This window comes from Bellilinea sp. (assembly GCF_034432615.1).
Lineage (GTDB): Bacteria > Chloroflexota > Anaerolineae > Anaerolineales > Anaerolineaceae > Bellilinea.
Genome location: NZ_DAOUBL010000270.1, coordinates 1 through 22,308 on the forward strand (window position 1 = coordinate 1; position 22,308 = coordinate 22,308).

The window sequence follows — 22,308 nt, forward strand, 5'->3', positions numbered from 1 at the left end:
GGAACTGGCAGACAGGCATGACTTAGGATCATGTGCCGAAAGGCGTGCGGGTTCAAGTCCCGCCTTCCCCACTCAAATTAAATCATTTCTATAAAGGATGATCAAGTTGAAACTCGAAATCCAACCCCGAGATGACCATCAGGTCAATGTGATTGCTGAATTTGAGAGCGAACTTTTAGAACAGTATAAACGACGTTCAGCCCGCAAAATTGCCGAAAAAACCCGCATTCCGGGTTTCCGTCCCGGTAAAGCGCCGTATGATGTGGTGCGGCGTGTGGTGGGTGATGAGGCATTAATCGAACAAGCCATTGAAGACTTGATTGATGAATATTACCCAAAAATTTTAGAAGAAGCACAACTCAAACCCGGTGCAGCTGGAAATTTGGAGAAAATTCTCAGCCTCGATCCGCCCAAATTTTCCTTCCTTGTCCCGCTCGAGCCGGAAGTTGATTTAGGCAATTACAAAGAGATTCGTTTGGAATATACACCAGAAGTCGTCGAAGAACAGGAAATAACCGACTTCCTGAAACGCTTGCAAACCAATTATTCTACAGCGGAACCGGTTGACCGACCCGCTCAAGAAGGCGACCTGGTTTATGTCAAATTCTCCGGAAAACTCACCCATCCCGCCGATGAGCAGGATGAGGTTGTTTTTCCCGAACGACCGGCTCAATTCATTCTGGGGAGCGATTTGTTGGAAAATCGCACTTTCCCATTCCCGGGTTTTTCAGAACACCTGCTTGGGAAAAAGGAAGGAGAATCTTTCACCTTAACGCACACCTACCCGCAGGAGGAAGAAGATCCGGCTCTGCAGGGTAAAGAAGTTGAGTTTCAGGTAACGGTGCAGAGTGTAAAGTCCCTCATTTTGCCGGAATTGAACGATGAGTTTGCTCAGAACGTTGGCCAATTTGAAACCCTTGAAGACCTGAAAAAAGCCATACGCGAACAGCTGGAAAACGCAAAAAAAGAAAAAGCCGACGAAACATTTTTCAATCAGCTGTTTGAACAATTCCAATCTCAGGCAACCATCAAATATCCTCCTCAAGTCCTCGAACACGAAATCGAACATTTATTAGAGGACTTCCAACACGATTTGAGCCGACAGGGAATGGAATTGGATACTTATCTCAAAATGGTCAACAAAGACCGCGAAACCTTTATTCGCGAAGAATTGCAACCCGTTGCCCGTCGGCGGTTGGAACGTTCGTTGATCATGGAAAAATTTGCTGATGTGGAGCAAATCAAATTGGACGAAGCCAATTACCAGCAAGCCGTTCAAGACTCGCTGCGCGATTTACAATCCATTCCCATGGATAAAAAACCCACAAAGGCTGAACAAAATCAACTCACCCAAGAAGTATTGATTTACAATATCAATCGCAGGTTGAATCAAATGATTCTTGACCGCATGAAGGCTATTGCTACCGGACAGACGATTGAAGAACAACCAACCAACGAGGTGACCCCCACTGAAATCAATGCGGAAACCGAAACCGCGTCTGAGCCAGTCACCGGAGAAAACCAGACCCCGCCTGCCGAAGAGCAAAACTGAACATTACAAGATCAGCCAAAGGAGAAACTATGACCATTCCGGCATTTCAAAACATTATCCCTATGGTCATCGAAAGTACCGGCCGCGGTGAGCGCGCATACGATATTTATTCACTGCTCCTCAAAGAACGCATCGTATTCGTCGGTACCCCTATCGATGACCAGATTGCCAATCTGATTGTTGCTCAATTGCTCTATCTGAGTAAAGAAGATCCCGAAAAAGGAATTCAGATGTATATCAATTCCCCCGGTGGAATGATTTACGCAGGTATGGCAATTTACGATACGATGATGATGATTCCGAACAAAATCAGCACGGTTGCGGTTGGGGTAACCGCCTCGTTCGGTACAGTTTTACTGGCGGCCGGTACAAAAGGACAGCGCTATGCCCTGCCCCATGCCACCATTCACATGCATCAACCGCTGGGTGGCGCTTCCGGACAGGCTTCGGATATTGAAATTCAAGCCAAAGAAATCCTGCGTCTCAAATCCCGCTTGAATGAAATTCTTGCACACTGTACCGGACAGCCTCTGGAAGTCATCGAAAGAGATACGGAACGAGATTTCTACATGGACGCCCAGCAGGCAGTCGAATATGGTTTAGTGGATCAGGTTTTGATTCCACCCAAAAAGTAAATTATGTTCCTCTCCGGCAGGGTATCCATCCTGCCGGAGACACTTCTAACTATTCGACATGCTCCTCGATCACTTTCCACAACTGAAAGCCGTTATTCTGGATATGGATGGTGTCCTCTGGCGGGGTAAACAACCTATTGGGAACCTTGCTGCCATTTTCACCAAGTTTCAGGATTTAGGCATTCAGTATACGTTTGCAACCAACAACGCCACCGGTAGTATTGGACAATATGTCGAAAAATTGCGTTCCTTCGGTGTTGAGGTAAACCCAAACCAGATTATCAACTCACCGATGGCGGTTGCGTATTACCTCAAAAAGTTATACCCCCAGGGTGGGGCTGTATACCTGATTGGTGAAACCGGACTGATCGAAGCGCTCCAGGAGGCCGGCTTTTATCACTCCGAAGACGGTGTGCTGGCTGTGGTAGCCGGGCTGGATCGCCAGTTCACTTATGAGAAATTACGCAAAGCCTCCCTCCTGATTCAGAAGGGTATTCCTTTCATCGGCACAAACCCCGATAAAACTTTCCCCTCACCAGAAGGTCTTACCCCAGGCGCTGGTTCAATCCTGGCAGCTATTGAAACTGCCAGCGGAGTTGCGCCGCAAATTATGGGCAAACCTTACCCGCATTTATTTCAACTGGCACTCCAGCAAATGGGGACACAACCGGAAGAAACCCTTGTAATTGGTGACCGCCTGGATACGGATATTTTGGGAGGAAAAAATGCCGGTTGTAAAACAGCACTGGTGCTGACCGGCGTCACCACTCTTGCTGAAGCAGAACAATGGCAGCCCAGACCGGATCTCATCGCCAACTCACTCAGCGAATTAGTCGGTGTTGATTCCTGAATGACTGAAGCAGATTTCTCTTCCCACAAACGCCTCATTTACGATCTCGATTATGCTGAACTTGAGGTTCTGATCAAAGATTGGCAGCAACCTTCGTTTCGCGCCCGTCAAATTTGGGAAGGTGTGTATAAAAATTTTTGGCGGAAAGCGGAGGAATTTACCACCCTGCCGGCAAGTCTACGTCATCAGATGACACAGACCTTCAGGTTTTCCGCCTTAGAACCCGTTCAGGTGCTCCAATCCTCAGACCGGGAAACAACGAAAACCCTCTTTCAATTGGCAGATGGCAAAGCCATTGAAGCAGTACTCATGAAGTACGAAAAGCGTCGTACTCTGTGCATCTCCACACAGGCCGGTTGTGCCATGGGATGTGTTTTTTGTGCCACCGGTCAAATGGGTTTCAAGCGCAATTTGAGCAGCGGAGAAATTGTAGAACAGGTCATTTACTACGCCCGCCTGCTCCACGAAGAGGGCGAAATGGTTACAAACGTCGTCTTGATGGGCATGGGCGAGCCCTTCCACAACTACGAAGCCACCATGGCGGCCATTGACAGGCTCAACCATCCTCTGGGGATGAATCTGGGAGCACGCCGCTTCACCATTTCCACCGTGGGTTTAGTCCCAATGATCCGCCGTTTTGCCGCCGAACAAAGGCAGGTGAATCTGGCCATCAGCCTGCATGCTGCCGATGACGAATTGCGTACCTCCATGCTGCCAATCAATAAAAAATACCCCCTGAACGAATTGATGCAAGCCTGTCGTGACTATGTTGCTCAAACTCACCGCCGCCTGACGTTTGAATGGGCATTAATACAGAATGTAAATGACTCGGTAGAAACTGCCCGCAAACTTGCTCATCTTTTAGAAGGGCTATTGTGTCACGTCAATGTGATTCCACTCAACCCCACCCGGAAGTATGCCGGTAAAGGCAGCACCCGGGAACGTGCATTGGCCTTCAAAGCCGAACTGGAACGTCACGGAATTCCCTGTACCATCCGCATCCGGCGCGGCATTGATATTCAGGCAGGTTGTGGTCAACTGGCAATTCTTCAACCCACCAATTCATCATCCAATGCCCTTATGATATAATCATCCCGCTATGGCAGAATTATTCACCAAATGGAAAGAAGCTCTCAATCGCACCAGTAAAGCCGCGTTTGGCAGACTGGCAACTGTTTTCGGCGCAACCGAAATTGACGAATACACATGGGAAGAACTGGAAGCCTTGCTCCTTCAGGCTGATTTGGGTATTCAGACCACACAGGAAGTCATTAGCACACTTCAAAAAAAGGCGGCTCAACAAGGTGTCATTCGAGCAGCCGAATTGCGCAATCTGCTGCGAAGTGAGCTGATTCAACGCCTTGACCCAGCCCCACCTGTTGATCTCGACCACCATAAACCGGCAGTGGTTTTGATTGTTGGAGTGAACGGCTCCGGCAAGACCACAACCATTGCCAAGCTGGGTAAAAAGTTCTCCCAACAGGGGAAAAAAGTACTGCTCGGCGCTGCCGATACTTTCCGCGCCGCTGCCGTAGATCAACTGGAAATTTGGGCGGAACGGCTCAATTTACCGGTAATCAGCGGTCAACCCAACGCCGATCCGGGGGCAGTTGCATACGATACCATTCAAGCCGCTATTTCCCGCAACATGGACATCGTCTTTATTGATACTGCCGGCAGACTGCACACCCGCTACAACTTAATGGAAGAATTGAAAAAAGTCTATCGCGTGAGCGGGAAAGCCCTGCCGGGAGCACCTCATGCCACCTGGCTGGTACTGGATGCCACCACCGGCCAAAACGCTCTGCAACAAGCCAAAGCATTCAAAGATGCCGTGCAGATCACAGGCATCATTCTCGCCAAGCTGGATTCATCCGCCCGCGGGGGGATGGCTTTTGCCATTCAGAAAGAATTGGGCATCCCCATCCTGTTTGCTGGATTGGGAGAACAACCGGATGACCTTCAACTCTTTGACCGTGAAGCTTTTGTAGATGGCATTCTTGCCTGAAGCATTGTACTGGAGGAAGTATGCAAGAACTAATAGATCAGCTGACGGATTATACCCGTCAAATCCATGATCTAATGGAGCATCTTTGACTTCGCCAAAAAGAAGTCAGAATTAGATCAACTGGAAAAACAGGCAGAAGATCCAACCCTGTGGGATAACCCCGCTCGTGCACAACAACTGATGAAAAAACTTTCTTCCTTGCGGGAAGAGGTGCACGACTGGGAAAAACTTCAGCAAAGAATTGCCGATTTGCTCGATCTGGCAAAAATGGAAGATGCGAGTCTGCTGCCAGAAATCGAACAAGAGGTGGACGACCTTCGGAAAATTCTGGAACAAAAGGAACTAAACACCCTTTTATCTGGACCGTATGATCAGGGGAATGCCCTATTGGCCATTCATGCCGGAGCCGGCGGAACCGATTCGCAGGATTGGGCTGCCATGCTTCAGCGCATGTATCTACGCTGGGCAGAGCGTTCCGGTTACGCAACCGAAATTTTGGACATGACCGAAGGCGAAGAAGCAGGCATCAAGAGCGTTACCATCGCCGTGAATGGAAAATACGCATACGGTTACTTGAAATCGGAAAAAGGGGTACATCGGCTCGTCCGCCTTTCTCCTTTTGATGCAGCCCATCGCCGTCATACTTCCTTTGCCCTGGTTGAAGTCCTCCCAGAAATCGAGGATGATGAAGAAATCGTCATCAATCCGGACGACGTGCGCATTGACATTTTCAAATCGTCAGGAGCGGGTGGTCAAAATGTACAAAAGAATGCCACCGCGGTGCGCCTCTTGCACCTTCCCACCGGCATCATCGTCACCTGTCAGAACGAGCGTTCCCAAATCCAGAATCGCGAAAATGCCTTCCGCGTTCTAAGGGCTCGCCTGGCAGCATTAAAGCAGGAACAGCAGGAAAAAGAACTGGAAGCGCTGCGTGGTGAATACCAAAAAGCCGAGTGGGGCAGTCAGATTCGTTCTTATGTGCTGCACCCTTATCAATTGGTCAAAGATCACCGCACCGATTACGAAACCGGCAACACACAAGCCGTGCTGGACGGCGAATTGGACGGCTTTATCGAGGCTTATTTGCGCTGGAAACGTTGAGGTCTTAATCCAGCATTTTTGCCAGTTCAAACAATTTCAGGTCGATTTGTTTCTTGTTGGCGACCACTTCTTCCAGCGGGGTGGTCGCTACCTGACTTTTAATCATCCCAACCAGCACGCCGTACTCGCCTCTTTCCAAGGCTTCAACAGCACCGGCTCCTAGCCGGCTGGCCAGAATTCGGTCATATGCGCCGGGATCACCACCTCGCTGAACATGCCCCAGAATGGTCACCCGCAGGTCAAAGCCCAACCGCTCACGATGCTTTTCAAAATACGCTTCCAGTTTGGTGGCGTTATATTGAGCACCTTCTGCAACCACTACAATTGCATGGGCTTTGCCGCGTTCATAGGCTCGCACCAATCGCTGAGCAATTTCTTCCGGGTCAACCTGCACCTCAGGTATGACCACCGCCTCTGCCCCACCGGCAATGGATGCCATCAAAGCCAGATAACCGCAATCGCGCCCCATGACTTCCACAAGAAAAGCACGCTGATGAGAGGAAGCCGTAATTTTCAACCGATCAATGGCTTCTAAAGCGATATTCAGGGCTGTATCTACCCCAATGGTAATATCCGATCCGTATAAGTCGTTGTCAATGGTTGAAGCCACCCCCACAACGGGAAAACCATGTCTGTGTAATGCAAGAGAACCGGTCTGAGAGCCGTTTCCACCAATCACAACCAACCCTTCAATTCCAAACTGGTTTAAGGATCGAATTGCCTTCAACTGACCGGCTTCGGTCTTAAATTCCGGTGAACGGGCACTCCCCAGGATGGTACCACCCTTCTGTAAAATTCCGCCGACATCTCTTGCCCCCAGCGGAAAAATTTTGCCATCAATTAATCCCTCATATCCGTTACGCACTCCGTACACTTCCCAACCGCGTACTGCTGCTGTGCGAACAACAGCCCGAATGGCGGCATTCATGCCGGGTGCATCTCCCCCGCTGGTCAATACAGCAATTCTACGCATGACTATACCCTCCAATGAAACTTCTTCACGATGAAAGATGTCTGTACGATTTTAACACAGTTTTTCTGTTCTGCCGGTTTCACAATTTGGCGGGATTGTAATCTGTTTAAGGAAAAATAGATGACACTCGTGAGTAAAAAAGCGGCAATATTTCAGTAGAAAGGTAAATCCGGTTTTGTTACAATCAGCGTGGTATCGGCAGGCAAATCCTTAAACCCAGAAAAGGATTATCCATGTCATCACGCAGAGTACAAAAACACCCCATCCTGCCAGCAATTGAAAAACAATCCATCACTTTTTACTGGCAGGATAAACCCCTTTTAGCACTCTCCGGGGAAACAATAGCATCAGCCTTGATTGCCAACGACATCCATATTTTTGGTCATCATCCCAGAGACGGCTCCCCTCTGGGAATTTTTTGTGCCAACGGGCAGTGCGCTCAATGTATGGTGATCATGGATGGTAAACCGGTCAAGTCCTGCATGGAACTGGTGAAAGAGGGTTGCCATGTTTCTCCCGCAAATGGATTACCGGCTTTACCCCAGGATGATCAGATCCCACCCATGAGAGAAATTAAAACGCTTCCCATTCCGGTGTTGATCATTGGTGGCGGCCCGGCTGGATTATCCGCTGCCATTGAATTGGGCAAACACAACATTCCGGTAATCCTGGTGGATGACAAACATCGCTTGGGGGGCAAGCTGGTTCTGCAAACACACCGCTTTTTTGGTTCCACGGAAGCAGTTTATGCCGGCACAAGAGGGATTGACATCGCCACCCGTCTTGAAGAAGAAGTAAGGTGTTTAACTTCCGTTGAAATCTGGATGAACAGCACTGCTCTGGCAGTATTCGAAGACCAAAAAGTGGGTATCCTGAAAAATAACCGTGAGTACATTCTGGTTCAACCGCAGGTACTGCTGGTTGCCTGTGGCGCTCGTGAGAAATTTCTCGCTTTCGATGGAAATGCCCTGCCGGGAGTAATCGGTGCTGGGGCATTCCAAACCCTGGTTAACCGTGATCTGGTCAAACCTTGTGAAAGATTATTTATTGTCGGCGGGGGGAACGTCGGCCTGATTGCCGGTTATCATGCCCTCCAAGCCGGAATTCAGGTTGTCGGTCTGGTTGAAGCCCTGCCGGAATGCGGTGGTTACAAAGTTCATAAAGATAAACTGGCACGCATGGGTGTACCCATCTACACATCCCACACCATCTTGAGCGCCAACGGCAAGGATCGCGTGGAATCCGTGACCATTGCTCAGGTTGATGAAAACTTCAAACCCATCAAAGGAACAGAAAAATCTTTTGAATGTGACTGCGTACTGATCGCCGTTGGTTTAGATCCGGTCAATGAATTTCATCAAAAAGCCATCCAATATCACCTTCCGTCTTTTTTGGCAGGCGATGCAGAAGAAATTGCCGAAGCCTCTGCCGCAATTTTTTCCGGAAAAATCAAAGGCCTGGAAATCATCCGTCATCTGGGTCATGCGGAGGTTGAAATTCCACAAGAATGGTACCAGACCAGTCAAATCCTCAAGTCCAGACCGGGAAGGGTCTATTCTGAACAATTACCCGATCTCGATGGTGGTATTCTACCGGTCATCCACTGCCAGCAGGAAATCCCCTGCAATCCCTGCACCACCCTTTGTCCTCTAGAATTGATTGTCATTGAAAGTGATGATATCCGCGGTGTTCCACACTTTGTGGGGGATAATTACAACTGCAAAGGTTGCGGGAAGTGCGTGGCAGGTTGTCCGGGGTTGGCCATTACACTGGTCAACAGCCGTAAGGACGCCGAAAACCCCATTGTGTCTATTCCCTATGAATTTACCCGCGAAGGTCTGGAAGGCAAACAAACGGTAAGGGTCATTGATACCAACGGTGAGGAGTTGGGCGATGTGCCGATAGTTGGGATAAACGCCATTCCCAACAATGACCGCACGCTGATCGTCCGCGTGAAAGCCCCTCGCCCAATTGCAACCCGCATAGCCGGAATACGCGTACAATCACCTGAGGTAACCCGGCCTCTCGATCAATTCGTGAATTACATTGAGAATGAAACCATCGTTTGCCGCTGTGAACACGTGACCGCGGGAGAAATCCGCTCTCTGATTCGACAAGGTTACCGTGACATAAACGAAATCAAAGCCATCTCGCGCGCCGGAATGGGAGCATGTGGCTCAAAAACCTGTGGCAATTTAATCCTCCGTCTTTTCCGCGAAGAGGGCGTACCCCTCGATCAGGTAACCGAAAATACCCGCCGCCCTCTCTTTGTCGAAGTTCCTCTCGGCGTTTTTGCCGGAATCCCAACTGAGGAAGAAGATAACCATGCCTGAAACAAACCACACGCATTATGATGTCATCATCATTGGGGCAGGTTCTATTGGAACACCCGCAGCTTTCTTCCTTGCACGCAATGGAGTCAAGACACTGGTAATTGACCGGGCGGCCAGTGTCGGTCAGGAATCGAACAAGCGCGCCATCGGCGGCATCCGTGCTACCCATTCAGACCCGGCCAAAATCCGCCTTTGCTTACGCAGCATTGATATTTTTTCAACATGGCAAGAAACTTATGGAGATGATATCGAATGGTACGCGGGCGGTTATGTGTTTGTGGCCTACCGGGAACGCGAGGAGAAAATCCTCAAAGAATTGCTGGTCAAACAGCATTCCTTTGGCTTGAACATCCACTGGCTGGATAAAAAGCAATTGTTAGAAGTCGTACCGGATTTAAATCCAAATGACCTGCTGGGCGGCACCTATTCGCCAGAGGATGGCAGCGCCTCCCCCATGCTGGCAATTCATGCTTTTTACCGCCATGCCCGTCGTCTGGGAGCCGAATTTCACTTTCACGAAACCATCGAAAATTTCACCCTCAAAAATGGTGAAATAAAAGCTGTCCACACCAACCGCGCAACCTATACAGCCGATATCATTATCAATGCTGCCGGAGGTCATGCCCGGCAGGTGGGCGAACTTGCCGGCCTTGACCTGCCGGTCTTTCCCGATTCTCACGAAGCTGCCATCACCGAACCGGTCACCCGCTTTCTCCATCCGATGATCGTGGACATCCGTCCGGCACCGGGTTCTTCGAATTTTTATTTTTACCAGCATCTCACCGGTCAAATCGTCTTTTGCATCACTCCTTCACCCAATATCTGGGGAACCGATACCGAGGAAACCAGCCAGTTTTTGCCGATGGTATCACGCCGGATGATAGAGGTGATGCCCCGCTTGAAACATATCCGTGTCCGCCGCACATGGCGAGGGCTTTATCCAATGACACCGGATGGTTTTCCAATCATTGGCTATGCGCAAAACCCGCGCAATATGCTGCTTGCGGTTGGGATGTGTGGCCAGGGTTTTATGCTTGGGCCGGGTGTCGGAGAATTGTTAAGCCGTCTGGTGCTTAACCGCACCGAACCAGAGGATGAGATCATCCTCCAAATCCTCTCACCTCAGCGTCAATTTGCCGGACAAGAATTACTGAAATAGGCCTGACCCTATGGTATGATTGACATCGCCCTCTGTGGGCAAACAGAGGAAAAATTAATCCTTGCATTACCGGACACTCATCATGGAATCACCAATTCGCGCCTTAATTTTTGACTTTGATGGACTGATCGTGGACACGGAAAGTCCCGAGTTTGAGACCTGGCTGGAAATTTTTAGAGAATTTGGAGCAGAATTGAAATTTGAAGAGTGGGTTGCGTGCCTGGGTACCAGTGCAGCTGCCTTTGATGCTGCCGGTATTCTATACCAGAGAACCGGTATCACCACGGATAATGAAACCCTTTGGACAGAACAAAAGAAACGTTCCATTCAAAAAGCCAATCGGTTACAGCCTCTGCCCGGTGTCGAAAGTTTGATAACGGAAGCAGTAAATGCCGGGCTGCACTTGGCGGTTGCTTCCAGTTCTCCTCGAACGTGGGTAGAGGGTCACCTCCAACGGCTTGGGCTACTGCCCTATTTTCAAGTAGTCCTCACAAAGGAAGATGTACATTCCGTCAAACCAGATCCTGCCCTTTACTTGAAAGCCCTCCAGCTGCTTGGGGTGGATGTCCATCAGGCCATTGCTCTGGAAGATTCTCCGAATGGAATCAGGGCGGCCCGCCGCGCCGGATTGTTTTGTGTTGCCATTCCCAATCCCATCAGTAAAAGATTGGATCTTTCCGAAGCCAGTTTCATCCTTGATAGCCTGGATCGCGTCACCTTGCCGGATTTAACCGCCCTGGTATCCGTTCATAATAATGGGCAAAATCTCAAATCTATCAAGGTGTAGAATATTTTCAATCCACATCTTGAAAGTCAGGCGGGAAAAGGTATACTTACTACAATCAGTAAATAAACGGGCAAAGCATGAAAATTGACAGCCTGATGGAAATTCTGCCGCAAAATTACTCGGTTGTTGACCGGGAAATGGTGATGCGTGCCTACCGGTTTGCCGAAACCGCTCATCAGGGGCAAAAACGCGCCTCTGGCGAGCCCTATGTCAGTCATTGCCTGGCAGTTGCCGCCATTCTGGCTGAAATGCAGGTTCCCCCGGCTGTGGTCATTGCCGGCTTACTTCACGACACCGTTGAAGATACAATCGTCACACTCGAGGATATCCGCAAAGAATTTGGTGATGAAGTTGCCAGACTGGTGGACGGCGTTACCAAATTGACCAACTTACCGCGAGTTTCGCGGGGAGACCAGCACCGGGAAAGCCTGATCGCCGACGAGGATTTGCTACCCGAACCGGTGGAAACATCCTCTCGCAGCCGGCGCAAGGACATGACCAACGAAACCCTGCGCAAAGTCTTTCTGGCAATGGGGGATGATATCCGGGTAGTCCTGATAAAACTGGCAGACCGGCTGCACAACATGCGTACACTCGGTTACATGCCGGAAGAAAAACGCAAACGCATAGCCCAGCAAACGCTGGATATCTTTGCCCCGCTGGCCAACCGTCTCGGTATCTGGCAAATCAAGTGGGAGCTGGAAGATCTGGCCTTCCGCTATGTCAATCCCGAAAAATACCGCGAAATTGCCGAAAATCTGGCTGAACGCCGCCAGGACCGCGAACGACAAATTCAGCAGATCATTCAGCGGCTGCAAACCATCCTGCGAGAGAACGGCATCAAGGCTGAAATCAGCGGGCGCCCAAAGCACATTTACTCCATCTACAAAAAGATGGCCGAAAAAGGCAAAACCTTTGAGATGGTTCGTGACTTGCGGGCTGTCCGCTGCATCGTCAAAGATATTCCTTCGTGTTATGCTGCCTTGGGCGTCATTCATACCCACTGGCGTCCCATCCCGCAGGAATTTGATGATTACATTGCTGCCCCCAAGGATAACTTTTATCAATCACTGCATACTGCAGTAATTTACGATGATGGCAAACCCCTCGAGGTTCAAATCCGCACGATGGAGATGCACCAGAATGCCGAATACGGTATTGCCGCTCACTGGCGTTACAAGGAGCGTGGGCCGAAAGACGAACTCTACGAACAACGCATCAACTGGCTGCGGAAATTGATGGAATGGCGTCAAGAGATCGAAGATGCCCAGGAATTTGTGGAAGGCATGAAAAGCGATGTCTTTCAAGACCGCGTTTATGTCTTCACTCCGCGCGGAGATATTATAGACCTGCCAGCCGGCTCCACACCCATTGACTTTGCCTACCACGTACACACCGAAATCGGCAACCGATGTCGGGGAGCAAAAGTAAATGGCAAACTGGTTACGTTAGATTACACCCTTAAAACCGGCGATCAGGTGGAAATTCTGACCGCAAAACAGGGCGGGCCGAGCCGGGACTGGCTCAATCCATCGCTGGGATTGGTCAAAACCCAGCGAGCCAGATCCAAAATCCGGGCATGGTTCAAGAAGCAAGACCGCGAGCAGAACCTGACTCAGGGCAAAGCCATGTTTGAAAAAGAATTGCGCCGCCTTGGAATCACCGATGTGGACGTTGAAAAACTGGCACAAGATTTTGACTTCAAAAACGCAGAAGATTTATACGTTGCTGTTGGTTGCGGCGATATTGGACTGGGCAGGGTCATAAACCGCATCAGCGATGAAAACGCCAAAAAAGACCCCTTTATCTTTACCCTGCACCAGCCTAAAGAAACAAAACCCAGTGGAAACGGTGTTACCGTCCTCGGTTTGAAAGGCTTACTAACCACTTTCGCCCGTTGTTGTAATCCGGCTCCCGGTGATGAAATCGTCGGCTACATCACCCGCGGACGAGGAGCCACCATTCACCGCCAGGACTGCCCCAATGTGTTACGCCTGAAGGAACGCGAAAGGATCGTCAAAGTCACCTGGGGTGAACCTCACCAAACCTACCCGGTGCATGTATTGGTCAAGGCTTATGACCGGCAGGGTTTGATGAATGACATTTCCATGATCATCAGCAATGAAGAAGTCAACTTGCTCGACATTGATTTAAAGGTTACCCATAATCTGGCATCAATCCATATGGTTTTGGAAATCAGCGATATTAATCAACTCAGCCGAGTCCTGACCCGCATCGAAAATCTTCCTAATGTGCTGGAAGCCCATCGCACCAATCCCGGCTGATTTCTTAAGGCATATCCATGACAGACCTAATCTCAGTCAACCACGCCCTTTCAAAAATTCTCTCTGAATTTAATCCTCTACCGGCTGAAGAAATTGAAATATCTGAAGCGCTTTTCCGCACTCTGGCTGAAGATATTCATTCCCCGTTTGACCTGCCATTATTTGATAATTCAAGTGTAGATGGCTTCGCTGTATGTGCTGCTTCGGATATTCGTGCCGGTTCCCGCGGAAATTTCACCCTGCCCGTCGTAGGGGACATTCCGGCTGGTATTCATACTTCCCTTCGGCTTGCCAGAGGAGAAGCTGCTCGTATCATGACCGGAGCGCCTTTGCCGCAAGGTGCGGATGCCGTTTTACCTGTAGAAGACACCAGTTTCCCCTACCGTGATAGTTCTGCACCGTTACCTGCTCAAGTAACTTTTTTCCGTTTCCCCAGTCCGGGTGAAAATGTTCGCCCGCGCGGACAGGATGTCAAAAACGGCCAAAAATTACTCAGCCGAGGGAGAAAACTCCAGCCTCAGGATATCGGCATGCTCGCCACGCTCGGGCTTGACCGCATCCGTGTCATTCGCAAACCACGCATTGCTTTATTTTCCAGCGGTGATGAATTGCTGACACCCGGTATCCCACCCCAGCCTGGCAAAATTTTTGATGCCAACAGTTATTCGTTAGGGCTGCTGGCGCTTCGCGAAGGGGCTGAAGTCATCCGTTTGGGCGTAGCCAGAGACGAATATCAGGCTGTGAAGGAATTGTTTGAGAAAGCCAAAAATGCAAACGCTGACTTAATCCTGTCCTCTGCCGGTGTGAGTGTTGGAGCGTTTGATTATGTTCGTCAGGTACTGGAAGAACATGGGGAAGTTAAAATTTGGCGGGTGAACATGCGCCCCGGCAAACCCCTGACCTATGCTTCATATAAGGGATTACCCGTCATCAGCCTGCCGGGTAATCCGGTTTCGGCATTCATTGGATTTCTGGTGTTTGTTCGTCCGGTCATCGCCAGACTCTCCGGACTTGAGCCGACTCCGCCCACCACCCTGCCGGTCATTCTGGAACATCCGGTTCTCTCAGATGGAAGGGAAAGTTACCTGCGCGCCATTGTCCAAAAATCACCGCAGGGCTTCTTTGCCCGTCTGACCGGTCACCAAGGCTCAGGCAATTTATATTCTTTGGTACAGGCAAACGCTTTACTGATTATCCCGGCGGGTGTAAAATCATTGCCTGCCGGAGAAACAGTCCAGGCATGGCTTCTAGATAACGAACCATTACCGGTAGTGGAGAAACCTGAATGAGGCTTTGGAGAAGGGTTGCATGGCTTACAGCACTGGTGGGCGTACTCGACTCAATTTACCTGACGGTTCTCAAATTTAGTAACAATAAATCATTATGCATTCAGGGAGTTGGTGATTGCTGGTCGGTCAATACCAGTATTTATTCGGAAATATGGGGAATACCCATCGCATTGCTGGGATTGTTTGCTTATGCTGCTATCCTTCTCCTGCTTTGGGCTGAACAACGCAGCCGCCTGATTCATCAATATGCCGATTTTATTCTCTTTGGTGTCACATTAATCGGGGTCATTTACTCAGCTTACTTGACGTACCTTGAAATTGCGGTTATAAAAGCGATTTGTCCGTTCTGTGTGGTTTCAGCAGTCGCAATGTTGATTTTATTTATTTACTCGGTGAAAAGACTGATTGACCCGAGCGGCAATGAATCTTAACTCCTCAGGAGGATCGAATGCCAAAAATCCGCTGCCATTATATTGATTGCGCTTTCCTGGATGATGGTTATTGCAGTGCAGCCCTCATTGAAGTTGACCCAGACTCGGGTTGCCTCACCTATTCTCCCACTACTGAAAGTGAACATGAAGATGAGTGGGACGAAGAAGAAATCGAGGAATGGGAAGACCTGGAAGAAGACCTGGAAGAAGAAGACGAAGATTGGATTGACGACGAAGAAGAAGAATTTTAACTCTCTATGACCCTCACGGTGATACCCCGGATGAGGCTGGTATTCCGGGGTTTTTTTGTGGAAAGTTGATGCAATGGCACAGGAAAATCTCCTCCAAAAAAATTTGCGATTCAACACCATTGTCAACCTGTTTGATGGAGGTTTTTTTGGGTTTGCGCTGGGGCTTGCCTCTTTTAGCACCGTAATTCCGCTTTTTATCGCCAACTTCACCGATTCTGCTGCCTTGATTGGATTGGTGCCTGCTATTCATGCGGTCGGCTGGCAATTTCCACAATTGTTGACTGCCCGCTGGGTCAGCCGCATGAATCGCTTTAAACCGTTTGTTTTATTCATGACCGTGCAGGAACGACTGCCCTTTTTAGGTCTGGGGTTACTGGCGTGGTGGTCTCCGGCGATTGACAATCAACTCATCCTGGCAGTTGCTTTTACACTCTTGATCTGGCAGGGGATCGGTGGCGGTCTGACCGCCAACGCCTGGCAGAATTTCATCGGTAAAATTATCCCCTTCAACTTACGGGCAACATTCTTTGGCGCACAATCCGCCGCTGCCAATTTACTGGGTGGAATTGGAGCAATTCTGGCTGGCTTTTTATTGGAACGCCTTCCATTCCCGAACAATTTTATGATCTGTTTTTTCCTCGCCAGCGTGATGATGGTCATCTCCTGGGTGTTTCTATCATTAAGCCGTGAACCGGATCACCCGGTTGTTCCTGACCCCGATGATCAAAAAGTTTTCTGGCAAAAAGTTTTGGTCATCGTCCGTCAGGATCGTCCTTTTCGCTGGTTTATCATCAGCCGCATTCTATTTCAGTTTGCAACCATGGCAGCCGCTTTTTATACGGTGTATGCCGTTAAAGTACTCGGCATGGGAGAGGTTGCTGCGGGAGTTATGACCAGTATCCTCTTCATCATTCAGGTTGTTTCCAACATGGCTTTTGGTTGGTTAGCAGATCGAAAGGGACGATTACCGGTCTTAATGATCGGGGCATTATGTGCGGTAATCGCCGCCGGGGCTGCCTGGCTTGCACCTAATTACAACTGGTTTTATGGCATCATGATCTTTGCCGGTATGGCAAGCTCGGTATTCTGGACAATTGGAATAGCCGTCAGCCTTGAATTTGGCACTGAACAGGAACGACCGACCTATGTCGGTTTGGCAAATACGCTGATAGCCCCCAGTGCAATTCTGGCACCCCTCTTGGGAGGTTGGCTGGCAGATCTGATGAGCTATCGCCTGACTTTTCTGGTTTCAGCTCTCTTTGGACTCTTAACGTGGTTAATCCTTTTCTTCTTTGTGCGCATTCCCCAAAAATCCCCCGCCCCGGTTGCGCTGGCTTATTCTCCCGAATCCAATCTCGACTCGCGCCACCAGTGATAAGCAAAAAAATATAGGGGTGAAATGAGGGTTATAAAAAAGAAAACAAATATCTTGGGAATTGCCAACGTCCACAAGAACAACAGGGCAAAAACAACAATCAGGATAGATCCCAGTTTCTCTTTTTTCAGGGCAATGATGTAACCGCAAATCAAGCCAAATTGAAAAATCAGGTTGAAGGGAAAATTGTTCTCGATAAGGTCTGGCTGTTGAAAAAGGAATTCGACCTGATCAATAAAGAACGCCCCCATCAAGAAGAGCATAACTACACAGAAAAAACGACCAATCCAAACGACCTTAAACCGATTAAGCGTAAAGAGAGGTTCATCATCCATGCATACACCAGTAATCACATTATATAATGTCTACTGTTTTAGTAAATAATATAGAGGGTATTCAAAGGAATTCCTAATACAAAAAGGCACTCGATTTTTTTTTACTCGAGTGCCTTTCTTTTTATCCTAAACGGATTCATTTCATTTTTTGTTCAATCTTTGCCCATGTATCGCGCAAGTTTACGGTCAGGTTGAATACCAGCATTGAATCAGTAGAATCGGGATCCATGCAAAAGAATCCCTTGCGTTCAAACTGGAAACGATCACCCGGTTTTGCCTGAGCAAGACTGTGTTCTACCTTGCATCCCAAGATGATTTTCATCGATTCAGGGTTCAAATAATCCATGAAGGTTTTCCCCTCTTCAGGCTGATTGGGATTGGGAACGGTGAAGAGGCGGTCATACCAGCGTACCTCGGCATCCAGTGCATGGGGGGCTGAAACCCAATGAATCGTCCCTTGAACTTTTCGGCCGTCTGGGGCATATCCGCCGCGCGTTTCAGGGTCATAGGTACAATGAATTTCGATAATCTGACCGGTTTGCGGATCTTTGACATAATCTACGCACTTGATAATGTAACCCCACCGTAATCGCACCTCCCGTCCCGGAGCGAGGCGGTAGTATTTCGGGGGTGGTTCTTCGCGGAAGTCGTCGCGTTCAATGTAAAGTTCTCGGCTGAAGGGTACTTTGCGCGTACCTGCGGAGGGATCTTCGGGATTGTTGATGGCCTCCAGTTCCTCGACCTGTCCTTCGGGATAATTGGTGATGATCAACTTGACCGGATCAATGACCGCCATTACGCGCGGCGCACGAAGATTCAAGTCATCCCGCACCGCACTTTCCAGCAAGGCAACATCCACCACACTTTCTTTTTTGGAAACCCCCACCACGCCGATAAATTTGCGAATTGCTTCGGGTGTGTATCCCCTGCGGCGCATCCCGCGCAAAGTCGGCATTCGAGGGTCATCCCATCCGCGCACATGCCCCTCCTCAACCAGCTGCTTGAGGAATCGTTTGCTGAGAATGGTATAGGTCAGGTTGAGCCGGGCAAATTCAATTTGCCGGCTGGGGAAAATGCCTAACTCGCGGATAAACCAATCATATAACGGCCGGTGATCCTCATACGCCAAATCACAAAGAGAATGAGTAATTCCCTCAATCGAATCGCACTGACCATGGGCAAAGTCATACATGGGGTAAATACACCACTTGTTTCCGGTTCGGTGGTGCGGTGCATGGATTATCCGGTACATCACTGGATCGCGCATGTTAATATTTCCGGAAGCCATATCAATTTTGGCGCGCAAAACACACGCCCCTTCCGGAAATTCGCCTTTACGCATGCGTTCAAAGAGGTCCAGATTCTCTTCAACCGTTCGATTGCGGTACGGGCTTTCTTTACCCGGCTCGGTCAGTGTGCCGCGGTATTCGCGGATTTCCTCCGGGCTGAGGTGGCATACATACGCCTTCCCCTTCTTGATCAGTTGAACGGCGAACTCATACAATTGTTCAAAATAATCCGAGGCATAATACTCCCGATCGCCCCAATCAAACCCCAACCAGCGGATGTCCTCCTTGATAGCTTCAACATATTCCACATCTTCTTTGACCGGGTTGGTATCATCGAAGCGCAGATTGGTAGTCCCGCCAAATGCCTGAGCGGTCTCAAAATCAATACAAATGGCTTTGGCATGACCTATATGCAGATAACCATTTGGTTCCGGCGGAAAGCGGGTACGCACATAATTAAATCTCCCCGATTCGAGGTCTTCCCTCACCGCGTCGAGTATAAAGTTGCTGGATTCCTGGGTTTGATCGGTCATCAGTAAACCTCCTGTGTATTAGAGAAAAGCACCCTCTCGAAAGGGTGCTTACGCCATCAGGCTGGGGGCAGAGGATTCGAACCCCTATCAACAGATCCAGAGTCTGCTGTCCTGCCGTTGGACGAGCCCCCAAATCTAACGTGCCACATTCTATCACTATTCCATAAGGCTGTCTAGGCTTGCGCGGCGGCTTGTTCTTCCATTTGTTTCAGGAAGACAACCGCCTTTTCCATTCTTTGAATCACGGTTTCTTTCCCGATAATTTCCATACTCTCAAATAATGGCGGGCTGACTTTTTGACCGGTAACCGCCGCCCGTATCAGCCCAAAAACCTGAGCTGGTTTCAAGCCGGTTTCTTCCACAAATTGGCGCAGAGGAGGTTCGGCGGTGGATACCTGCAAATCCGGCAAACCTCTCAAGATTTCCAAAACCTTTTCGGCCAGTTCGCGACTCTGTTGGATCGTCAAATCTTTTACCAGTAAATCCTCAGCAGCCGGCTGAACATCCTCCATAAAAAAGAAACCGGCAATTTCAGGAGCCTCATCCAGGGTGTGCAAGCGTTCCTGGATCAATGGGATTATTTTAAGTAACACGTCGTCTGATACCGCAAATCCCTTATCCACCAGAAACGGCTTGACCCGTTTGGCCAGTTCTTCAATTGGTAAATGGCGAATATGCAATCCATTGAAATGGTCAAATTTGGTGAAATTAATGGCTGCCGGCGCAGGGTTTAATCGCTCCAAACTGAATTTTTCGATTAAATCTTCCAGAGTGAAGAACTCAGTATGATCGTCATAACTCCAGCCCATCAGCGCAATCCAGTTGACCACCGCTTCGGGTAAATAACCCAAACCCTGCAGATCCTTGATGAAAATGGAGTACCCATCCTTGATTAACTCCGCTGATTCCCGTTTGCTCATCTTGCCTTTTCCGCTCGGTTTGAGGAACACAGAAAGGTGAACCCAGACCGGTTCCTGCCAGCCAAAGGCACGGTGAATCAAACCATGCAATGGAAAGGTGGGCAACCATTCTGAACCGCGAATAACGTGCGTAATCTTCATCAGGTGATCATCTACCGCTGCTGCCAGATGGTATAGAGCCAACCCATCCGATTTGACCAGAATGTAGTCGTCCAACACCCGATTCTCGACCGTGATTTCTCCGCGCAGCAAATCGGTGACCGTTGTGGTTCCCTCCTGCGGCGTCTTGAAGCGAATCACATGCGGTTCACCTGCCATTGCACGCGTTTTTGCTTCACCCGGGTCAAGTCTTCGGCAGGTACCATCGTAGCGCGGTGATTCTTTCCGGCTCAACTGCTCCTGCCGAACCGCCTCTAATCTCTGCGATGAACAAAAGCAATAATAGGCTTTCCCCTCTTCAATCAGCTGGCGGGCGTATCGTTGGTAAATTTCTTTTCTCTCCGATTGGCGGTAAGGGCCAAAAGGTCCCCCTTTATCTGGACCTTCGTCCCACTCCAATCCAAGCCAGCGTAATCCGTTAATGATTTCTTCTTCAGCGCCGGGGACATAACGTTTCCGATCCGTATCCTCAATCCGCAAGATGAATTGCCCGCCAGTTTTTCGGGCAATCAGGTAATTGTAAAGCGCAGTACGCGCCCCCCCAATGTGTAAATGCCCGGTTGGTGAAGGCGCAAAACGGACACGCACAGGTGATAATGATTCAGCCATAATGCTCCTTGAAAATTTCAGAAATCTAAGGTCTGGCTATGGGCAGCCACACTTTCCACCAATCCAATCCCCAGAACCAATGAAATTAACGAACTACCGCCATAACTGATAAATGGTAAGGTCAAACCTGTTACCGGCAGAACGTTTAGGTTGACTCCGATATTGACTGCCATTTGAAAGAAAATCAATATAGCGATGCCATAAGCTATTAAACTACCGAAAGTGTCGCTTGCCTTTTGAGCCACCCTTAAACAGCGGATGACCACAAAAACCAGCAATCCGATAATCATGGTGGTGCCGATAAATCCAAATTCTTCCGCCATCGCCGAAAAGATAAAGTCGGTGTGACGGACTTTAAGAAAACGCAACTGCACCTGTGTGCCGGCTCCGTATCCTTTCCCGAACAACCCACCATTCCCAATTGTGATCAGAGCCTGTTCGATGTTGTAGGTTTCACCATGGCGGGCGTTTGGGTCCGGGAACAAGAAGTTCACGATCCGATTGACCTGATACGGCTCTATAAATGGCACATCAACACCTGCTGCCAGCAAGCCGACCAGCGCCGCAAAAATCAAAATACCAGCCACTCCAAAAATAATCATATAGCGGGTGGGCAAGCCGCTAATCCACAACAACGCAAACCAGATAACAATGACCACAATGGAAGTGCTAAGGTTGGGTTGCAGTAAAATCCAGACTACCATCCCAAAGGTCATCAACGCACTTTTACCAATCCAGATCAAGTTCTTTGGCTGACCGGCTGTACGGGAAAAGTAATCTGCCAGTACAATGATCATGATGATCTTGGCCAGTTCGGATGGTTGAATGTTGATCACACCTGCGCGAAACCAGCGCGTTGAGCCAAACGCCGCTTCGCCAATGATATTAATCCCAATCAACATCACAACCCCAAAAATGTACATCAAGCGGGAAAGTGAAGACCACGTTCGATAATTAATTGAGGCCACAACAAGGATGATCCCCATTCCTAATGCAACATAAATGGTCTGGCTTTGTACCGAACCAGCCAGTTCTTGGTTGCCAGCAATGGCTGAGCGGATCATCACAATCCCAAACACGCTCAGGATTAATACCGCACCAAATAACCAGTAATCAAAATGACGCCAGATTTCCCGTCTCAACATTTTTTATTTTTTTCTTATTGCTATCTCCGGCGGGCATTGGCGGGTTTGAGCGGAATATCGGCAATCAAGCGCTGCTCCCGCCCGTCCTGCGCCATATCAATTCTCACCGCCGCGGGATCAATGGCCACATGCCGTGAAATAACTTCCAGCAATTCGTTTTTCATTAATTCCAATTGGTGGGGAGTCAAATCCGTCCGGTCGTGAATCAAGACCAGTTTCAATCTTTCTTTGGCTTGTTCAGCGCTTTTATCTTTCTTACCCAGCAGTTGTTCCAGCCAGCCTGCCATAA

General features: G+C 49.2%; 19 protein-coding genes and 1 tRNA gene. 14 read left to right on the forward strand and 6 right to left on the reverse strand.

The window, feature by feature from the left end; translation table 11 throughout:
* The first annotated feature begins 106 nt into the window (after positions 1-106).
* The 6 genes from tig (at position 107) to prfB (ending at position 6,146) form a co-directional block, all read left to right on the forward strand.
* Positions 107-1,552, forward strand: coding sequence for a trigger factor (gene tig, locus VAE48_RS11900; RefSeq protein ID WP_322793545.1), 1,446 nt, complete (start codon positions 107-109; stop codon positions 1,550-1,552).
* 29 nt (positions 1,553-1,581) lie between these two features.
* The gene (locus tag VAE48_RS11905; protein ID WP_322793546.1) at positions 1,582-2,187 is read left to right on the forward strand and encodes an ATP-dependent Clp protease proteolytic subunit; all 606 of its coding nucleotides are present in this window, start codon (positions 1,582-1,584) and stop codon (positions 2,185-2,187) included.
* Between the two features lie 58 nt (positions 2,188-2,245).
* Positions 2,246-3,037 carry an HAD-IIA family hydrolase gene (locus tag VAE48_RS11910; RefSeq protein WP_322793547.1) on the forward strand — a complete coding sequence of 264 codons (792 nt, stop codon included), beginning with the start codon at positions 2,246-2,248 and terminating at the stop codon, positions 3,035-3,037.
* A complete protein-coding gene (gene rlmN, locus VAE48_RS11915; protein ID WP_322793548.1) occupies positions 3,038-4,126 on the forward strand; it encodes a 23S rRNA (adenine(2503)-C(2))-methyltransferase RlmN in 1,089 nt (362 codons plus the stop codon).
* Between the two features lie 10 nt (positions 4,127-4,136).
* A complete protein-coding gene (gene ftsY, locus VAE48_RS11920) occupies positions 4,137-5,045 on the forward strand; it encodes a signal recognition particle-docking protein FtsY (protein WP_322793549.1) in 909 nt (302 codons plus the stop codon).
* 20 nt (positions 5,046-5,065) lie between these two features.
* Positions 5,066-6,146, forward strand: a protein-coding gene (prfB, locus tag VAE48_RS11925; RefSeq protein ID WP_416181043.1) for a peptide chain release factor 2 whose coding sequence is annotated in 2 segments (ribosomal slippage) — positions 5,066-5,131 and positions 5,133-6,146 — 1,080 coding nt in all. Because the reading frame shifts where the segments join, the coding sequence is not laid out codon by codon here.
* Between the two features lie 4 nt (positions 6,147-6,150).
* Here prfB and pfkA read toward each other — a convergent pair.
* A complete protein-coding gene (gene pfkA, locus VAE48_RS11930; RefSeq protein ID WP_322793550.1) occupies positions 6,151-7,119 on the reverse strand; it encodes a 6-phosphofructokinase in 969 nt (322 codons plus the stop codon).
* A gap of 233 nt (positions 7,120-7,352) precedes the next feature.
* On the opposite strand from pfkA, the gene VAE48_RS11935 reads away from it, so the two are divergent.
* The 8 genes from VAE48_RS11935 (at position 7,353) to VAE48_RS11970 (ending at position 17,029) form a co-directional block, all read left to right on the forward strand.
* Entirely contained in the window at positions 7,353-9,452 is a 2,100-nt protein-coding gene (locus tag VAE48_RS11935; RefSeq protein WP_322793551.1) for an FAD-dependent oxidoreductase, read from the forward strand.
* The gene (locus VAE48_RS11940) at positions 9,445-10,611 is read left to right on the forward strand and encodes an FAD-binding oxidoreductase (protein WP_322793552.1); all 1,167 of its coding nucleotides are present in this window, start codon (positions 9,445-9,447) and stop codon (positions 10,609-10,611) included. Before VAE48_RS11935 ends, VAE48_RS11940 begins: the two co-directional genes overlap by 8 nt.
* A gap of 82 nt (positions 10,612-10,693) precedes the next feature.
* Positions 10,694-11,398, forward strand: coding sequence for an HAD family hydrolase (locus VAE48_RS11945; protein WP_322793553.1), 705 nt, complete (start codon positions 10,694-10,696; stop codon positions 11,396-11,398).
* A 77-nt stretch (positions 11,399-11,475) separates the two neighbouring features.
* Positions 11,476-13,683, forward strand: a complete 2,208-nt coding sequence (locus VAE48_RS11950) for a bifunctional (p)ppGpp synthetase/guanosine-3',5'-bis(diphosphate) 3'-pyrophosphohydrolase (protein WP_322793554.1) — start codon at positions 11,476-11,478, stop codon at positions 13,681-13,683.
* Between the two features lie 17 nt (positions 13,684-13,700).
* Positions 13,701-14,972, forward strand: coding sequence for a gephyrin-like molybdotransferase Glp (glp, locus tag VAE48_RS11955; protein ID WP_322793555.1), 1,272 nt, complete (start codon positions 13,701-13,703; stop codon positions 14,970-14,972).
* Positions 14,969-15,403, forward strand: coding sequence for a vitamin K epoxide reductase family protein (locus VAE48_RS11960; protein WP_322793556.1), 435 nt, complete (start codon positions 14,969-14,971; stop codon positions 15,401-15,403). Before glp ends, VAE48_RS11960 begins: the two co-directional genes overlap by 4 nt.
* A 17-nt stretch (positions 15,404-15,420) precedes the next feature.
* The gene (locus VAE48_RS11965) at positions 15,421-15,654 is read left to right on the forward strand and encodes a hypothetical protein (protein ID WP_322793557.1); all 234 of its coding nucleotides are present in this window, start codon (positions 15,421-15,423) and stop codon (positions 15,652-15,654) included.
* A 73-nt stretch (positions 15,655-15,727) separates the two neighbouring features.
* A complete protein-coding gene (locus VAE48_RS11970; RefSeq protein WP_322793558.1) occupies positions 15,728-17,029 on the forward strand; it encodes an MFS transporter in 1,302 nt (433 codons plus the stop codon).
* 471 nt (positions 17,030-17,500) lie between these two features.
* Here the strand turns inward: VAE48_RS11970 and VAE48_RS11975 are convergent, their stop codons facing one another.
* The 5 genes from VAE48_RS11975 to minE all read right to left on the reverse strand — a co-directional run bounded on the left by VAE48_RS11975 (position 17,501) and on the right by minE (position 22,306).
* On the reverse strand, positions 17,501-19,186 hold the full coding sequence (locus VAE48_RS11975) for a glutamine--tRNA ligase/YqeY domain fusion protein (protein ID WP_322793559.1): 1,686 nt from the start codon (positions 19,184-19,186) through the stop codon (positions 17,501-17,503).
* A gap of 61 nt (positions 19,187-19,247) precedes the next feature.
* Positions 19,248-19,318: transfer RNA gene (locus VAE48_RS11980), tRNA-Gln, on the reverse strand.
* A gap of 41 nt (positions 19,319-19,359) precedes the next feature.
* Positions 19,360-20,874: a glutamate--tRNA ligase gene (gltX, locus tag VAE48_RS11985; protein WP_322793560.1), complete on the reverse strand. Its 1,515-nt coding sequence runs from the start codon at positions 20,872-20,874 to the stop codon at positions 19,360-19,362.
* A 17-nt stretch (positions 20,875-20,891) separates the two neighbouring features.
* Positions 20,892-22,019 carry an FtsW/RodA/SpoVE family cell cycle protein gene (locus tag VAE48_RS11990; protein ID WP_322793561.1) on the reverse strand — a complete coding sequence of 376 codons (1,128 nt, stop codon included), beginning with the start codon at positions 22,017-22,019 and terminating at the stop codon, positions 20,892-20,894.
* A 20-nt stretch (positions 22,020-22,039) separates the two neighbouring features.
* Positions 22,040-22,306 carry a cell division topological specificity factor MinE gene (gene minE / locus VAE48_RS11995; RefSeq protein ID WP_322793562.1) on the reverse strand — a complete coding sequence of 89 codons (267 nt, stop codon included), beginning with the start codon at positions 22,304-22,306 and terminating at the stop codon, positions 22,040-22,042.
* Between the last annotated feature and the right edge of the window lie 2 nt (positions 22,307-22,308).

Coding starts and splice junctions, on each gene's coding strand:
- VAE48_RS11905 (WP_322793546.1), top strand. CDS start 1,582: ATGACCATTCCGGCATTTCAAAACATTATCCCTATGGTCATCGAAAGT.
- VAE48_RS11910 (WP_322793547.1), top strand. CDS start 2,246: ATGCTCCTCGATCACTTTCCACAACTGAAAGCCGTTATTCTGGATATG.
- rlmN (WP_322793548.1), top strand. CDS start 3,038: ATGACTGAAGCAGATTTCTCTTCCCACAAACGCCTCATTTACGATCTC.
- ftsY (WP_322793549.1), top strand. CDS start 4,137: ATGGCAGAATTATTCACCAAATGGAAAGAAGCTCTCAATCGCACCAGT.
- pfkA (WP_322793550.1), bottom strand. CDS start 7,119: ATGCGTAGAATTGCTGTATTGACCAGCGGGGGAGATGCACCCGGCATG.
- VAE48_RS11935 (WP_322793551.1), top strand. CDS start 7,353: ATGTCATCACGCAGAGTACAAAAACACCCCATCCTGCCAGCAATTGAA.
- VAE48_RS11940 (WP_322793552.1), top strand. CDS start 9,445: ATGCCTGAAACAAACCACACGCATTATGATGTCATCATCATTGGGGCA.
- VAE48_RS11945 (WP_322793553.1), top strand. CDS start 10,694: ATGGAATCACCAATTCGCGCCTTAATTTTTGACTTTGATGGACTGATC.
- VAE48_RS11950 (WP_322793554.1), top strand. CDS start 11,476: ATGAAAATTGACAGCCTGATGGAAATTCTGCCGCAAAATTACTCGGTT.
- glp (WP_322793555.1), top strand. CDS start 13,701: ATGACAGACCTAATCTCAGTCAACCACGCCCTTTCAAAAATTCTCTCT.
- VAE48_RS11960 (WP_322793556.1), top strand. CDS start 14,969: ATGAGGCTTTGGAGAAGGGTTGCATGGCTTACAGCACTGGTGGGCGTA.
- VAE48_RS11965 (WP_322793557.1), top strand. CDS start 15,421: ATGCCAAAAATCCGCTGCCATTATATTGATTGCGCTTTCCTGGATGAT.
- VAE48_RS11970 (WP_322793558.1), top strand. CDS start 15,728: ATGGCACAGGAAAATCTCCTCCAAAAAAATTTGCGATTCAACACCATT.
- VAE48_RS11975 (WP_322793559.1), bottom strand. CDS start 19,186: ATGACCGATCAAACCCAGGAATCCAGCAACTTTATACTCGACGCGGTG.
- gltX (WP_322793560.1), bottom strand. CDS start 20,874: ATGGCTGAATCATTATCACCTGTGCGTGTCCGTTTTGCGCCTTCACCA.
- VAE48_RS11990 (WP_322793561.1), bottom strand. CDS start 22,019: ATGTTGAGACGGGAAATCTGGCGTCATTTTGATTACTGGTTATTTGGT.
- minE (WP_322793562.1), bottom strand. CDS start 22,306: ATGGCAGGCTGGCTGGAACAACTGCTGGGTAAGAAAGATAAAAGCGCT.